The organism is Croceibacterium atlanticum (genome assembly GCF_001008165.2).
GTDB lineage: Bacteria > Pseudomonadota > Alphaproteobacteria > Sphingomonadales > Sphingomonadaceae > Croceibacterium_C > Croceibacterium_C atlanticum.
Genome location: NZ_CP011452.2, coordinates 325,212 through 340,923, shown reverse-complemented (window position 1 = coordinate 340,923; position 15,712 = coordinate 325,212). Strand labels below are relative to the sequence as shown.

11 protein-coding genes are annotated in these 15,712 nt (G+C 61.1%); 5 read left to right on the top strand and 6 right to left on the bottom strand.

Annotation, left to right across the window (positions count from 1 at the left end):
* The first annotated feature begins 161 nt into the window (after positions 1 to 161).
* The gene (locus tag WYH_RS01665; protein WP_082347746.1) at positions 162 to 1,208 is read left to right on the top strand and encodes a LacI family DNA-binding transcriptional regulator; all 1,047 of its coding nucleotides are present in this window, start codon (positions 162 to 164) and stop codon (positions 1,206 to 1,208) included.
* Between the two features lie 162 nt (positions 1,209 to 1,370).
* Entirely contained in the window at positions 1,371 to 3,500 is a 2,130-nt protein-coding gene (locus tag WYH_RS01660) for a TonB-dependent receptor (RefSeq protein WP_046902442.1), read from the top strand.
* Between the two features lie 74 nt (positions 3,501 to 3,574).
* Here the strand turns inward: WYH_RS01660 and WYH_RS01655 are convergent, their stop codons facing one another.
* The gene (locus tag WYH_RS01655) at positions 3,575 to 4,495 is read right to left on the bottom strand and encodes a GDSL-type esterase/lipase family protein (protein ID WP_053833344.1); all 921 of its coding nucleotides are present in this window, start codon (positions 4,493 to 4,495) and stop codon (positions 3,575 to 3,577) included.
* A gap of 132 nt (positions 4,496 to 4,627) precedes the next feature.
* Between WYH_RS01655 and WYH_RS01650 the strand changes: the two genes are divergently transcribed.
* Entirely contained in the window at positions 4,628 to 5,932 is a 1,305-nt protein-coding gene (locus WYH_RS01650) for an SGNH/GDSL hydrolase family protein (RefSeq protein ID WP_082347745.1), read from the top strand.
* A gap of 39 nt (positions 5,933 to 5,971) precedes the next feature.
* Positions 5,972 to 6,883: a dienelactone hydrolase family protein gene (locus WYH_RS01645; RefSeq protein WP_235979726.1), complete on the top strand. Its 912-nt coding sequence runs from the start codon at positions 5,972 to 5,974 to the stop codon at positions 6,881 to 6,883.
* 45 nt (positions 6,884 to 6,928) lie between these two features.
* On the opposite strand, the gene WYH_RS01640 is transcribed toward WYH_RS01645, so the two are convergent.
* From WYH_RS01640 to WYH_RS01630, 3 genes are read right to left on the bottom strand one after another with little or no spacing between them, the layout of a single operon-like run.
* Positions 6,929 to 8,566, bottom strand: a complete 1,638-nt coding sequence (locus tag WYH_RS01640) for a tannase/feruloyl esterase family alpha/beta hydrolase (RefSeq protein WP_053833343.1) — start codon at positions 8,564 to 8,566, stop codon at positions 6,929 to 6,931.
* A 53-nt stretch (positions 8,567 to 8,619) separates the two neighbouring features.
* Complete coding sequence (locus WYH_RS01635) at positions 8,620 to 10,377, bottom strand: tannase/feruloyl esterase family alpha/beta hydrolase (protein WP_046902440.1); 1,758 nt, start codon at positions 10,375 to 10,377, stop codon at positions 8,620 to 8,622.
* 2 nt (positions 10,378 to 10,379) lie between these two features.
* The gene (locus WYH_RS01630; RefSeq protein WP_046902439.1) at positions 10,380 to 12,611 is read right to left on the bottom strand and encodes a TonB-dependent receptor; all 2,232 of its coding nucleotides are present in this window, start codon (positions 12,609 to 12,611) and stop codon (positions 10,380 to 10,382) included.
* A gap of 286 nt (positions 12,612 to 12,897) precedes the next feature.
* Here WYH_RS01630 and WYH_RS01625 point away from each other — a divergent pair, with 286 nt between their 5' ends.
* The gene (locus WYH_RS01625; RefSeq protein WP_046902438.1) at positions 12,898 to 14,340 is read left to right on the top strand and encodes a FadR/GntR family transcriptional regulator; all 1,443 of its coding nucleotides are present in this window, start codon (positions 12,898 to 12,900) and stop codon (positions 14,338 to 14,340) included.
* Here the strand turns inward: WYH_RS01625 and WYH_RS01620 are convergent.
* On the bottom strand, positions 14,337 to 14,846 hold the full coding sequence (locus WYH_RS01620; RefSeq protein WP_082347741.1) for a DUF3237 domain-containing protein: 510 nt from the start codon (positions 14,844 to 14,846) through the stop codon (positions 14,337 to 14,339). The two genes, WYH_RS01625 and WYH_RS01620, sit on opposite strands and share 4 nt — an antisense overlap.
* Before the next feature lie 127 nt (positions 14,847 to 14,973).
* A complete protein-coding gene (locus tag WYH_RS01615; RefSeq protein ID WP_046902437.1) occupies positions 14,974 to 15,666 on the bottom strand; it encodes a flavin reductase family protein in 693 nt (230 codons plus the stop codon).
* Between the last annotated feature and the right edge of the window lie 46 nt (positions 15,667 to 15,712).

Here is a 15,712-nt window from a genome sequence, read left to right as displayed (position 1 = left end):
CGATTGCGCAAATGCAATAGCTGCATCTTTCCGACCAGGCAAGCCGACGGCCGCCGCATTGGCGATGGCAATACCTCACCGGGAGGAAAGCGCGATTCCCGCTTGACCTCTCCGCGTGCAAAGCGTCGGATGCAGGCCAGATTGAGCGAGCAGAGGTTCCCTTGCCCCCGAAGAAGGCTTCGACACGAAATGGCGGCGCGCAAAGGCCGCAGAATATCCATGACCTGGCCAAGCTGGCCGGCGTTTCGGCAGCGACCGTGTCGCGCGCCCTGGCGGGGACCGGAAAGGTATCGCAGGCGACGCGCGACCGGATCCGCAAGCTGGCGGCCGACCATGATTTCCAGCCAAGCAGCATGGCCCGCAACCTGCGCACGGGCAGGACCGGAACCATTGGCGTGATCGTGCCGCTGGGCCATGAAAAGACGCAGCATCTTTCCGATCCGTTCTTCATGACGCTGCTTGGCCATATTGCTGACCGGCTGGCTGATCGGGGATATGATCTGCTGCTGAGCCGGGTCGTGCCCAGCGACCCATCATGGCTCCGCCAGCTGGCGGATTCGGGCCGGGTCGATGGCATGATAATCATCGGGCAGTCGAACCAGGCAGAAGTGATCGACAGCGTGGCGCGATCCTATCCGCCGCTGGTCGTCTGGGGCGCCCAATTGCCTGAACAGGAATATTGCTCTGTCGGCAGCGACAATCGGCTGGGCGGCCGGATGGCGGCCGAGCATCTGCTGGAGCAAGGCTGCCGAAAGCTTGCCTTTTTCGGTGATCCGTCAGTGCCCGAGGTTGAACAGCGCCTGCAGGGATTTCGCGAGGCGCTGCGCGATATGGGCCAGGGAGCGGTGGGGGCGAATCTGCCCGTTCATTTCGTGCCCGAGAAAGCGATCGAGGAGATATCCGGCTTCCTGGATCTGGCAGACAGTCTGGATGGCATTTTCGCCATGTCCGACACGATCGGGATGATGGCGATCCAGGCCCTGGTCGAGCGTGGACGCGCGGTCCCCGGAGATGTGAAAGTGATAGGGTTCGACGATCTCGAGATGGCTCGGCGAACGCTTCCCCCGCTCAGCTCGATAAGGCAGGATCTGGAAGCGGGCGCCGATGCACTGGTCGATCTGGTCTTCCGCCGGATGCAAGGGGAAGAGGCGCATTCGGTGACACTCAAGCCCACCCTCGTCGCGCGCGCATCCACCGCAAAGAACTGAATCCTCTGGCCTGCAAGAACCGCTAGCGCAGGCGCCCTCCCGACGCGCCCCAATGCAATCGATTGTTCTTTTCGGTTGACTCGCAGGCTGACTTCGTTGTTTTCTGCGCTGAAGCCCGCTTTTGAAGATGGGCAATCGTTTGTATCGTGCAGGAGGGGAGTTGTGAGGCATCTACGCACCGCGGTTGCGGCATTGGCGATCGTGTCCAGTCTGGCGGCAGCGGCGGCTCAGGCGCAGGACCAGTCTGATCAGTCCGAAAACAGGGAAGAAAGCGAAGAAAAATCGCCCCCGGCCGGTTCTGACGAGATCATCGTGACCGCCCAGAAGGCAGGCGTGCAATCCTTGCAGCAGGTGCCGCTGGCAATCCAGGCGTTCAGCGGGGAAACCCTCAAGGAACGCAACATCACGACGATCGGCGATCTTGTCTCCAGCGTCCCGGGCGCACAGGAGGGGTTCCGCCAGTCGAACGCTTCGCGCTTCTACAATCTGCGCGGCAATGTCACCCAGAACGGCGATTCCCCGATCGGTTATTATCTTGACGATACCCCGTTCATCGTCACCAATTTCGGCATCGCGCCGCCCGTACGCTTCATCGACATGGAACGTGTGGAAGTGCTGCGCGGACCGCAGGGCACCCTCTACGGACAGGGCTCATCCGGCGGCGTCTTCATCTTCCACACGCGTGATCCGGACCTCAACAATATCGAATATGCTTTCGAGGCCGAAGCGTCGAAGACGACAGGCGCTGACGAGCTGAATTACGGGGCGGCGGCAGCCCTTTCCATTCCGATTGTCGAAGACAGGTTTGCCATCCGGGCCAGCGGCGGGTTTTCCCGCGATGCCGGCTATGCCGATGCCTATTTCGGCCCGTATGACGGTACGCCGGACCAGACCAACGTAAACAGTGCGAGAAATGACGACATCAGGGTTGTCGCCCTGCTGCGCCCCTGGGACAATGTCGATATCCGCGCGCAATACTGGAACTTCCGCCCGCGGCAGGATTTCACCGGCTTCACCGCCTCTGTGAAGCCGCCCTATTTCGAAAACACTGCCGGGCAGGATGGCTTTTCCAACGGCGATTTCACGCTGTGGAGCCTGACGGCCACCGCCCATTTCGACGCCTTCACCGTGACCAGTGCGACAAGCCACCTCGAAGGTGAATTCGGGATCAATATCCCGCTTTCACCCTCGGGCTCCTTCTCCAGTCAGTTCCTGCCGAAAATGTTCGCGCAGGAATTGCGCGTGAACTCTGCCGGAAGCGGGCCGTTCAACTGGGTCGTAGGGGCAGCCTATCAGGACGGGGAAGGCCCGCAGGAGAACGCTCTCGTTCTCCCGGTCGTCACGATCAATGCGGATAACAACACGCTGACCGAAAACTGGGCCGTGTTCGGGGAAATCAGCTACGAACTGTTCGATGGCAAGCTGGTTCCGCTTGTCGGTTTGCGGACCTATCACGACGATCGCGCTTTCGAAGACGGTACCGGAAAAGTCCCGACCAAGGAGAGCGTGGAGACATGGCGCCTCAACCTTTCCTATCTCCCCAGCGACGACCTGACGATGTTCATTTCGGCCGCGACAGGCTTTCGGCCGGGGATCGTGCAATCGCGTGTGCAGGTGGAATCGCTGGGGATCGCCGGGGTTCCGGCACAAGTGGCGCTGGATCCGGAATCCTCCACCAATTACGAGTTCGGTCTGAAATGGCGCAATCCCGACCGGTCATTGAATGTCGGGCTCAATCTCTATCACCTCCAGTACACCAACCTGCAAACCTCGGTGACGGGTGGTATCGACGGAGTGGACGGGTTCGCCAATTTCGGTGATGCCACCACGATGGGCATTGATCTGGAAGTCCGCTGGAACACACCGATCGAAGGCCTCAATCTCGGGTTTGTCGGCAATATCAACGACAGCGAATACGACACGGTCAACGAGGTCGTGGCCGATGCGCAGCCATTGCTCTATCCCGGTGCGCGCCTGCTCAACACATTGGCCAACAACTTTCGCCTGGATGCCAATTACAATTGGGAAATCGCCAGCGGTTTCGACGGCTTCAGCAATATTTCGCTGAGCCACAGCGGCGACCGGCTGCAGGCAAACGGGCTGGTCGCGGATCCCTACGATCTCATCAGCCTGACGCTCGGCGTTCGCCGGGGCCCCTGGGAACTGGCCCTGATCGGGAACAATCTCACGGACGAACGTGGCCCGACATTCCTGGGCACAACCGGCCCTCTGTCAGGATCCGGCCCGACGCCGCGGACCATCGGGCTCCGCCTGCGGATGAATTCCTACTGACAACCTCCCGGAACCGGCCCTGCCGGGTCCACCGGCCGCCCCGTGCAACGATTGCGCGGGGCGGCCACCCCGTTTCAGCGGGATGAAACCTTCAACGCATTGTCCAGTGCGGCCTTCGCCAGCGGCGCCATCACTGCATAGCCGGCCCGCGTGGGATGAACCCCGTCATTCGCCAGTTGCGGATCAAATGCGCCATCGGGCAGCGCCATGGGCGTGTAATAATCGACGAAGGGGACGCCATATTCCTCCGCCAGTTCCGCCAGCCGCGCATTCAGTTGCAGAACCACTGGCCGCACATTGAATTCCGGGCGAGGCAACAGGCGCGACATGGGCGGGATAGCCGCCAGAACCACCTCGATATCATTGGCCTGGGCCATATCGAGCATGGCGCGGATATTGCCGGCAAACTCATCTTCCGTGATCGGGCCGGTCGCCCCGCCAATATCATTGGTGCCTGCCATAATATGAACTGCCCTGGGCGCCAGGGCCACGACATCCTGCTGAAAACGCGCGACCATCTGGCTGCTGCTCTGCCCGCTAATCCCCCGGTCCACATAGTGATTGCCTTCAAAGAAGGACGGATCAGCCTGAATCCAGCCTTCCGTTATGGAATCTCCCATGAAAACCACATCCGGGCGATAACCGGCTTCGGCAAGCATCGCATTGGCATCGCGATAACGGCACAGAAACGGCCAGTCGGTCGCCCGCTGTTCTGCTTGCCTGGCGCGAAAAGCGGCGCCTATTTCACTGTCGGAATTAAAGAACTTTGCAGCCTCGGCCGACATCTGATCAAGATCGCGCGGGCGCGTTTCAAATTGTGCGGCCTGCTGTTCCTCGCTCGGAGGCTGAGGCAGAGGACAGCGGATCGTCGTGCCGTTCACGGCAGCAAATTCACGGCCCATTTCCGGTCCGGCGCTTTCCTGCGCGGCAGCAGCCGCCGGGGAAATGCTCAGCAGCAGCCCCGAAGCCAGCGCCCCTATTGTCCGAATGGTCATGTCCTCTCCCCCTTCTCCAGTATCTCCGGACACAGGTAATAGGGTTGCAGGCACCGCCAATGCAATCGTTTGCGGCAGGTGAATGAATTGGCTAGACTTGGCAGAACAAATAATCTTCCGGGGGACGGATTCATGCACTTTCCGCGATCGGCGGCAGTCTTCATCTTGCTTGCGGCGGCATTTTCTTCCCCTGTTTCGGCACAGGATCGCTGGATTGAAAGCTGGGGAACGCCGTTGCCACTGGCCCCCGCTCCTCCGCCACCTTTCGAAGCGCCTTCGGGAGAGGATGCTCCCCCTCCGCCGGTCCCTTCACCATTTGAACCCTACCCCGCGAGTTTCGACAACCAGACCATTCGGATGATCGTGCGGACCAGCGCTGGTGGCGATCGTTTCCGCCTGGAATTCGCCAATGCGCAGGGGGGCGAAGCCGTGACCCTGGCATCGGTCCATGCGGCGCTTTCCGCCGGCGGCAGTGCATTGGTGCCGGGGACCAGCCGCAAAGTCACCTTCGGGGGCGAGGATGAGCTGATCCTTCATCCCGGTGCAAAGGCGGTCAGCGATCCGGTTGAGCTGGCTTTGCCCGCACTCGCCGAAGTGGCAATTTCCATCCACCTGCCCCACACGACAACCGCCAACACGGTCGATCCGCTCGCCCTGATGCCCACCTATGTCGTGGACGGCGATCGCGCGGCTGCGGAACGGATGGACGATGCGCAGATCACAGGTTCGTATTTCTGGCTGAAGGGACTGAGCGTTCCCGCCCGGCAGGATGCCGCCACGATCGTCGCGCTCGGCGATTCAATCACGGAAGGCTACGCCACCACTGCCGGTGCCCATGCAAGCTGGCCCGCCCTGCTGGCTGAAAGGCTGCAGAAGGATCCGGAATTGTCCGGCTGGGGCGTCGTCAATGCGGGCATTTCCGGCAATCGCGTGCTCAGGACCGGCGCAGGAGACGCAGCAATTGCGCGTTTCGGTGACGATGTGATCGGCAGGCCGGGCGTGAAATGGGTCATCATCCTTGAGGGCATCAACGACATCAACATGTCCATCATGCCGGGAATGGCTGAAAGCCAGGCCACGACCGCCGAAGAAATAATTGCCGGTCTCGATCAACTGGTTGCACGCGCACACCTGCACGGCATCAAGGTGGCCGGCGGTACCATTCTCCCGACCAGAGGCCTGCCCTTCTATTCGGCCGAGGGCGAAGCCATGCGCCGCACCGTCAATGACTGGATCCGTAATAGCGGCCGCTTCGATGCCGTGATCGATTTCGACGCGGCGACCCGGGATCGGGACGATCCCCTGCGCCTTCTTCCGGAAATCGATCCGGGCGATCACGTGCATCCAAACGACCGCGGGAATATGCTGATGGCGAATGCCATTGACCTGGGAATATTCAAATTGGATCAACAAGACGGGATAGCGCCCGGAAATTAAACAAAAAAGCCGCAAGGCCTGAACATGGGGGATTGGAAAATGAGGCTGAAAAGCACGATCACACTAGCATTTGCCGCCTGCGCCAGCATGGCCGCCGCGCAGAACGGGCCGGGCGCGGACATGACGGGTGGCAGCGGCCCTTATCCCGCCATGAGCGAAGTCGATCCGACATTGCCGGGGCATGTCATTTTCCGCCCCTCCGCCCTGCCAAAGGCAACCGGGCAACCGCTTGGCGTTCTGGTGTGGGGAAATGGCGGGTGTAGCGACAACCCGGCTCCGCATGGCGCGCATCTTCTGGAAATTGCGAGCCACGGCTATCTGGTCATCGCATCAGGGTATGAACCGGAAGAGGCGAAGCGCCGCGCAGAGGCGCGACCTGCCCCGCAAGAGGGGCAGTTCCCGCCTTCCCCCACTTCGGCACAGGACATGATCGATGCAATCGACTGGGCCGTTGCGCAAAACGGCCTGGCCGGTAGCAAATATCACGGCCTAATCGACCAGTCTGCAATTGCTGCGGCAGGTCACAGCTGCGGCGGCATCCAGGCGCTGGAAGTCGGGGCGGATCCGCGTGTGCAGACCGTGATCGGCAACAACACCGGCATCCTGCCCGATGATGATGACAAGATTCCCGGCATGAAGCTGGATAAGACACATCTCGACAAGCTGCGGCTCCCCATCCTGTATGTTCAGGGCGGGGAGGAAGATATCGCCTATGCCAACGGAATGGACGATTTCCGCCGCATCGGTCACATCCCCGCGGCCATCGTAAACCTGCCCGTCGGGCATGGCGGCACTTTCAGCCAACCATTTGGCGGGGCCGCCGCCAGCATTTCCGTGGACTGGCTGGACTGGCGCCTGCGTGGGGACGAAGCTTCCGGCAGGACATTTGCCGGCGAGAATTGCCGCCTGTGCCTGGTTTCGGACTGGGATTATGAAAGCAAGGGTTTCTGAATAGCCATGCTCGATCGCGGCGCCCAAACAGGGCGCCGCGATACCCTATTCGCTGCAAACGAAACTTTCGGATTGATCCGGATCGCCGCCAAGATAGCGCGCCACCGCAGGATAGGGGCATAATGGGCGGGATACACCCGGCATCGTGTCCCCGCGTGCAATGATCCTTTCGGGTGCCTCGCCCTGCTCCACCCAGGCGGTGATCGCATCCAGCATCTCGAAACTGTCGGTCGCTTCACCGCCACCGCAATGAAGCATTCCCGGAACTGCATATAGCCGCACGGCCTCTCGCGCGTCAGGACCACTCGCCGCCACCATGTCTTCATACCATCGCGCGATATGCGGTGTGGCCATGCCCTGATCGGACAGGCCGTTATAGACGATCATCTTTCCCTTCCGCACGAAGGTGGAAAGGAAAGGGCTGTCCCCATCCCCCATGCCGCCCTGATGCCGCAGCCGTTCAAGCATTTCGTCCAGATCGTAGGGGGAGAGCGGGTTCCAGTCCGGTTCCGGAGGGGTCAGTTGCAGAAAGCGGAACTGGCCAAGCCCAAGGCTGGAATCCGCCGAGTTCGGCTCCCCAGTCTGCGACGTTCCCAGGCGCATTCCGCGCCATGCGGAAGAAGCAATGCCGGTGTCGTAATTGAACGGGCCGTAGATATGCCTTCCGGAACCGGTCTTCGGTCCCTGCATCAGATCATCGAGCACGCTGGCCTGATCTTCACCGAGGCAATTGTCCTCCGCCCCGGGAGAACAGACCAATTCACGCGGATGGAAATCACAGGACTGCCAATCATTGATCATCCCGTCTGCCAGGCCATCAAGCGCATCGCAGCGGTCGAGCACGCTTTCTTTCACCAGTCTCAGATCATCGTCCGAAAAGGCGCGCGAATAGATGGGGCGCCCCTCCTCGTCCCGAGGTGCGATCCGCGCCAGCACCTGCATGTTCCAGACTTCGCCCAACGCCAGACGGGAAAAACTCATGGCCGGATCGCCCGCCACTATACCATCGAATTCAAGCGGCAACCGTTGCGAGGCAACCAGCGCCTGCCGCCCGCCATTGGAACAGCCCATGAAATAGGAATATTCGGCGCCGCTTCCGTAGAAGGCAGCCAGCAAACGCTTGGCCTCGGCCGTAACCTCGCCCAACGCGTTATAGGCGTAATCCACGCGGGCCTGTTGATCGAGACCGAAGCTGGCATCGATCATGGATCCCTGATGGCCGCTATCGGTGGAAACCACTGCAAAACCGCGCGCCAGTGCAGGCGGGCCGCCCGAATTGGCAATCGTTCCCAAAGCAGGCGTAACCTGCCCGTCCAGCCCGGCACCGCCCTGGAACAGGAAGCGTCCGTTCCAGTCAGTCGGCAAACGCAGTTCGAAGCCGATACCGAATTCGCGCCCGCCCGCACCAATCCGCCTGTCGATCATACCGCGGACCAGGCAATGTTCAGGCAGATGGGCGGCCGCCGAACCCGGCGGCGCGGGCGCCGGGCCGGCTGCGATCAGTTCACCCCCGGTCAGTTCGATGCCGGGATGGCCAATCTGCAACAAGGCGGCACATGCCTCCCCCGGATCGCGCCGATCGGTCTGCGCGGACAATTCGCCACTTGCCCCCACCAGCATCCAGGCTGGCAGGCCGGCCATTGCGGCCACCAGCCCAATGCCCCAAAGTTTGCCCCGGACCATTCCGCTTCCTCCCTGAACGCTGTCGCCACGCTGGCCTTGCCTGCCTGTCCCGGTCAGGTTTTGCAGACGAAAGCTGCTGCGTTTTCATCGCCTTCCGTGCTGTCATCTATCGGTCTCGGCACAAGCGGATAGGGGCACAGGGCCCGCTCCCGCCCCGGCCAGGGTGACATCGGACCAGCCGCAGCCGCAAGGCGATCCGGCGCTTCCCCCTGTTCAACCCATTTCACGATGGCGCTGAAATCATCGAACTGATCGGTCGCCGGGCCGCCCTGACAATGGCCCATTCCCGGTACCGGGAAAACCCGCGTGAATTCGCTGGCTGAACCGTCGTAGCGCGCATCCACCTCGTCCCACCATTGCAAAGTGTCGCTGATCGAAAACACCGGGTCGGAAACGCCGTGCGGCACGATCAGCTTGCCGCCATTTTGGCGAAAGGCATCGAGATTGCTGGAACGTGCGGAAATATCTTCCCACGCGGAACGTTTGAACGGCGCCACGACCGCGTCGATGGCAGCCGGATCCCTGTCGAAATCATAGGTGAGCATATAGGCAAGATTGCCATCGACGCTTTCGAACGCGCGCGGCGGTGAACTGAATACGGCCGCCAGGGAAGGCGCGCCCATCGCCACATTGATCGAAGGCGCGCCAATCTCCGGCGCCCCCGTCATCCAGATGCGCCAGCCAAGATCCGCCCAGCCCGCATCCCACGGAAAACCGGGATAGATCTGCGACCCGTCGTTCGCCTGTGGGCCCTGCCGGATGGCCTGCAAAGCGTCGATCTGCGCAGTGGAGAGGCAATTATCGGTCTTGCCCTGTGAACATTGCAGGTTGCGAAGGCGCGGCATCACCTTGTCGGAACCGCACTGCCGATAAGCGGCGACGATGCCATCTTCGAGCCCGTCCAGGGCATCGCACGCTTGCAGCACCGCATCGCGAACCAGGTTGAGATCGCCCGCACTGAAGGCACTGGGCAAGGAGGCCATGCTCACTTCCTCGCCACGGGCCCGAACCACGGACGCGAAAGCTTGCGTGTTCCAGGCTTCCGCCACGGCGGCACGCGGCAGGGAAAAGCCCGGCGCGGCCGCGATGATCCCGTCATACAGATCCGGATATTGCTGGGCCAGCGCCATGCCTTCCTGGCCGCCCTTGGAACATCCCACGAAGTAGCTGTAGCTGGGATCGCTGCCATAATAGCTGCGGACCAGGGCCTTTCCCGCAAGAGTGGAAACCTCCAGCGAATCTCCGCCGTAATCGGCCCGCGCCCTGGGATCGAAACCGAAGGCCGATTGCCCACCCCTTTCCGGTACGGTGTTCGTGGCGTTGTCATGGCCGGAATCCTGCGACAGGACGGCATAGCCCTGCGCCAATGCGGGCGTTCCCGCTCTGAGGCTTCCCACGGCATCGCCCAGATTGCCGTTGGTCCCGCCTCCGCCCTGCATGAAGAAGCGGCCGTTCCACCGGTCAGGCAGGCGCAAATGGAAACGGATCGCATAATCCTGCCCGTCGACGCCGCTACGTTCCTGCGACACCCCGATAATATCGCAATGCGCAGGCAGCATGGCCGGCGGCCCGGGCGGACCGGCCATGCCCGGCGGTGCTTCCAGCGGGCCGGCTTCGCGATAAGTGGCAGAGAGGATCCGGGTGGATGGATCGGGCCAGTCCAGCCCCGATCCCTGGGCCAGCGCAGTGCAACGCTCCACCGATCCCGCGGCCGCCCCTGACAGCTCGCCCGAATCGGAAGATTGCGTCCCCGCACAGGAAGAAAGCAGGGCAATCGCCGCTGCTGCGGAAGCGAATTGGAATGTCCGCATGATCAGAACCTCACCGAAGCGCGAAGACCGAATTCGCGCGGGGCGCCGTAGAATTCGTTATTGCCCGACTGCCCGCTGACATACTCCTTGTCTGTCAGGTTGGTGCCATATGCCTCTATCGTCCAGTCATCATAGCGAAGCGTCACCATGGCCGACAGCAGACCGCGGGAAGCCAGCCGGTCGAGCTGGGGGTTGTAGAACAGATTGGTCCAGCGCGAGCCGATATAGGCGTAATTGATCCGCGGCGTCAGCGATGCATCGCCGCCCAGCAGAAACTCGTATTGCGCGCCCGCATTGTATGACCATTTCGGGGAAAACAGGTTCGGTCCGCCCCCGGCAGTCCCAAGGAAGGGCTGATAATCGAAACAGGCCGGTGGGCTGGACGGCGTACCGGCCGGACATTGCGGCCCAAGCTGGCCGATATTGGGCAGTTCGCGGCTGTTCACGATACTGACCGGGTCCAGTTCGGAATCCACATATGCGATGCCGCCATCCAGCGAAAATCCGCCGAACACCGCCTGGGCCTGGACTTCGAAGCCCTTGATCGTCGCATTCGAAATATTGACCACGCCAGTCTGCCCGGTGACCGGGTCGAGCGCATCGAACTGGAAATCCTTATAGTCCATGTAGAACGCGCCCAGCTGCGTGCGCAGATGGCGATCGAACAGGTTCGCCTTCCAGCCGATCTCGTAATCCCAGACCGTTTCCGGTCCGAATTCCGACGTGGCGTTATTGGCGCCCCCCGGCTTGTAACCGCGGGCGGCAAATACATAGATCAGATTATCGTCATTCACCGTCCAGTTGAGAGCGATCTTGCCAGTCGGGCGACCATCCTCGTGATCGCCGGCAAGGTCTGCCACCACCAGCCCATCCGGCCCGAAAACCGGACCTTCGGAACCGATCGTCACATTGCCGGTGCTATCGACCGTATAATGGGAATACCGCCCGCCCAATTGCAGTTCGAGCGCGGGGGTCAGCCAGTAACCCAGCTGCGCAAAGACGCCGAGGGTCAGCTTGTCCTGATAATTCACGATTTCGGTCGGATCGCCGACTATATCGCCGCTGCGGTTCTCGATGATCACATCGACCTTGTTCTTCTGGTAATAGCCGCCGATGATCCAGTTGAAGGCGCCCTCCGTGGGGGAGATGATGTTGATTTCCTGGGTCCATTGCCGTTCGCGCACGAACTGGTCCTGCACCTGGTTGAAGCTCGCCGTCGGATCCGTATCGGACGGCGCCAGCGCGCCATCATTGTCATACAGATTGTTGATGCGCTTGTTCGTATATCCGGTCACAGATCGCAGAACGATCCCGCTGTCCAGATCGTAACGCAGCTCGAGGCTGGAATTGACGGCCCGCTCGTGATTCAGGGTGGGGGCGTTGTAGGTCAGCTCGCGGATATCGTCGGTGCGGGCATTCTCGAAGTCGCTGCCCTCAATCGGACGATAAGCGTATCCGCCGGTATTCTTGTCGATCCATTCAGCCTTGGCCAGGGCGCGAAAAGCCCCCGGCTGCCACATCACGCCCGCACGCACGGCCTGTTCGTCCAGACTGTCCGGATCGTTGTCGAAGGGCCCCAGATCCTCGTAATAACTGTCTCGCCACTGGGTAATCCCGGCCACCCTGACCGCGAGCGTATCCGTGACCGGCATGTTCAGCGCGCCTTCGAAACCCACGGAATCGTAACTGCCGTAATGGGCCTTGGCATACCCCTCCACCCCATCGGTATTTGGGTTTACAGTGTTCACGAAAATGGCGCCGCCGGTTGAATTGGAACCGACCAGCGTCCCCTGCGGCCCGCGCAGGACTTCGATCGAAGCGACGTCGAAAAAGCTGGATGAAGTCAGGATCGGCGGCTGGAACACCCCGTCGAGATAAGTGGCAACGCCATTGGCAACCGCCGGTGAACCGCTGGCAATACCGATGCCGCGGATGTTTACCGACTGGGTCAGTCCCTGATCGGTGATCGAAACGGAAGGCGCGGCATATTGCAGATCCTCTATCGTCTGCACCGCCTTGGCATCCAGATCGTCGCCCCCCAGCGCCGTGGCGGCAATGGGAACGTCCTGCAGGTTTTCTTCACGGCGTTGCGCAGTGACGATGATTTCGGATGGCGCGGAATTGCTTCGTGCCGTCGCGGGCGACCTTTCCTGAGCAGATGCGGCACCCGCAAATGCCGAACTTAACCCGGCAAATGCCACGGAACCCAACAACAAACCTCTGATGTGCATCATCGCCTCCCCCTCTTTATTTGTTCCAGCAATCATCATCGTGACCGTGGGACTGGCGGGAGCGGTAGAAAACATGCAATCGATTGCAGTCGCTGCTACAATCCCGCAATAGTTTTCAGCAGCCGGGGAATTCGGACATGGATCTGACGGGAACTTGCCCATCAAGGCCGCGTCCTGAATACTCCCAGCTGGACGGCAGTATTTTGATTGGCCGCCCAAACACCTCTCCAAAACCAGTCTCCGCTGGTTGCTTTCGGCTTAGGGATTCAGAAACTTGAAAAAAAGTCGCATGATTTCCGCGAACAATCCGCCGGCCAGGAGCGACAGTTTCTATACTGCGGTCAGCGGTGAGCGGCTGGCGGAACAAAGCGCACCTATTCGCACTGCGTGGCTGATCGAAAAGCTGGCCAGCGAACGGGGTTGGCCGGAGGGCGAATTGCTGGGATCGGAAAGCGATCTGCGCGGCCGCCTGGGCGTGGGCCGGGAGGCATTGCGAGAAGCGATTTCCGTGCTCGCCAATCGCGGCGTCATCGAGGTCAGGCGCGGCAGGAATGGCGGGATCCAGGTGCTGTCATCGGATCTGGCACGCACCGCCAGCGCCGTGACGGCCTATCTTCATGCAACGGGCATTTCTGCCCGCCAACTGGCACATTGTGTTGCGGGGCTCGACCTGCTCCTGGCCTACAGACTGGCGCAACGCCCCGCAGAACTGCCCGCGCGACGACAGGGCGAGCCGGTTCGCAGATGGCTGGCGCGTGCGTGCGACCATCCGGTTTACCTCCTCTATATCGAAGTGCTCGACAGCTTGATCAGCTGCGGACCGGGTGACGGGCCAGTTCCGCATGGGTTGATCGGCGCGATCGAACGGCAGGATCCGGGAATGATTGCCGCCTCGCTCGGCGCCATCCCATCTTCCGGAATTCGCGGTCACGAAAGCTCTTTGGCATGTTCGGCCGGTGTTCGGGCTTTCGCGATCGCGCAGGAAATGCTCGAAAACGCATCAGAACGTGGCGAAACCTATCTGGGAAACGAACTCTCCCTGTGCGAGGAATTCGCGGCTTCGCGATCCGTTATTCGGCAGGCGCTACGCATCCTGCAGGATCTGGACGTGGTGCAGGCCCGCCTGGGCAGAAGCGGTGGTTACGAGATAAAACGACCCCGGCCGATAGGTGTGATCCGGCAGGTTTACGCCTGGCTGGCGGCGTGCCGCCTCTGCCCCCTCGCCCTCGTCGATCTTGTGTGGGATCTCAATGCCGCGAATGTGCGGCTGGCAGGGGCAGCGCTCGATGCGATGCCCGGAGATGAGCGCGAACGACATTTCGCCGCCCTGGATAAAATACTTGGCGAAGAAGATGATGCCGAACGCTTCGTGAACCTGCAAAAGCGGATGGCGGAAATCGCCGCTTCACCGCTGGTCGACATCTTCGCCCGCAGCATTGTCTCCTACCAGGCACTCCAACGCGACGGGCAGGATGAAAGCTCGCCCCCCTTGTCCTTTCTCGATCAGGAACGGTCCATTGTCGCGGCATTGCGCGCAGGAGATATGCCGGCAGCGGAATCTTCCATACGGATAATGCAGGCCCGGCTGCTGGAAGTCTTGCAAGACATGCCCCGCCCACCCGCCGGCGTGATGCCGGAAGGGGGCCATGGCCCGGCCCCCACCCAGGCGGTCGAGGATCTGGCTGGAAGACGGGCCGATACCTCCCCCCTTCGGCGAAGGCGGGCGGGCTAGATCGCCTTGTAGAAACGGATCTTCACCGCAGGTTCGTCCAGACCGGTCGCCATCTCCAGCGTTCCGATAAAGGCCGTGCTGTTGAGCCATTCATATTTGCCCAGCGGAGCTTCGAAGCGCGGCTGGGTCCGCACCGGCACCGGCTTGCCATCCTTAGGCGGGCAAAGCACACCTTCATTGATCACATTGATGACCACGCCGTCGTCAGTCCTCAGCATGTAATCCGCTTCGATTTCGGTGCATCCATCGCCCCGGGTCAGCTGCCAGTCCCAACCGCCGGGAATGATCGTGCCCTTTATGCCCGGCCCTTCAAACGTGCCGCCGGTAATAGGGATCATGTTGCGCATGCCCCGCGGCGTTTCTCCCACGGCAAGCCCCGGGCCCAGGGTCACGATTTCCTCGAACGCGAATTCGAGACCCGGCTCCGCCTGTGCGAAGGTATGGCTGGGCGCAGTGCCCATGCCAAAAGCCAAGGCGATCAGGCTGATCCTGTTGCGGATATTCATGGTCAGACAGTTCCTTTCCCTCATTATCGAACCATGTGCCGGTACTGGTGCCGACCTGGTTTTCACCATCTGCCTTGATTCTCGATCCCCGGTCCAGTGCATTTGCCCGGGCCCCTGCTAGAATCTGTCAGCCGCCCGCCTTCACGTTGAAGAACCGGCCATCCAGATAAACCAGGCCGCCGATCTCCTTCGCATAGTAGCTTTCGCGAACAAGCCCCTGGATGACCATGTGGCTGCCGAAGGGCCGGGCATCGTCAATATCGCAGATGATCGTGGCAGCCGCCCTCCGGTAACGGGGAATGTTGTCCGTCCCGCAATCCCAGTCATGGTTTACGAAGCGCGTTTCTGCATCTGCCCTGGCAAAACGTGCGCATTCTTCTTCTTCGCCTGCCCCGATGATATTGATGCTGAAGCGACCTCGTTCGAGCAGAAACGGCAACGCGGAAGCGGCCCGGTTGACCGCGATCAACATCGAAGGCGGCTCCATGCACAAAGACATGACCGCCGTCATCATCAGTCCCCGTGGCTGGCCTTGCCGATCCACTGTTGCCACAATGGTCACGCCATTTCCGAAGCGCCGCAGGGAATGCCGGAAGTCCTCTGAAAGACTCTCGGGGCGATCCGAACAGGATCGGCTGGAGGCGGCGGCTCGGGGGCTTCTGATCATGGGCAGGATATCGTTTTCTTCGGTCTTACGGCGCGCGAAAAATACAGCGCATGTTTCGCGCTGAATCTCGACATTCTGGATCAGGGTGCAAAAGCCGAAGAGCTTAAAATAGTGCCGACAATCGTTTGCAAAAATATAGTCGACGCCGATCATGAATCGGCTTGCAAGTCAGCCTTCCAAGCGTTTGTATCTTCGCGGA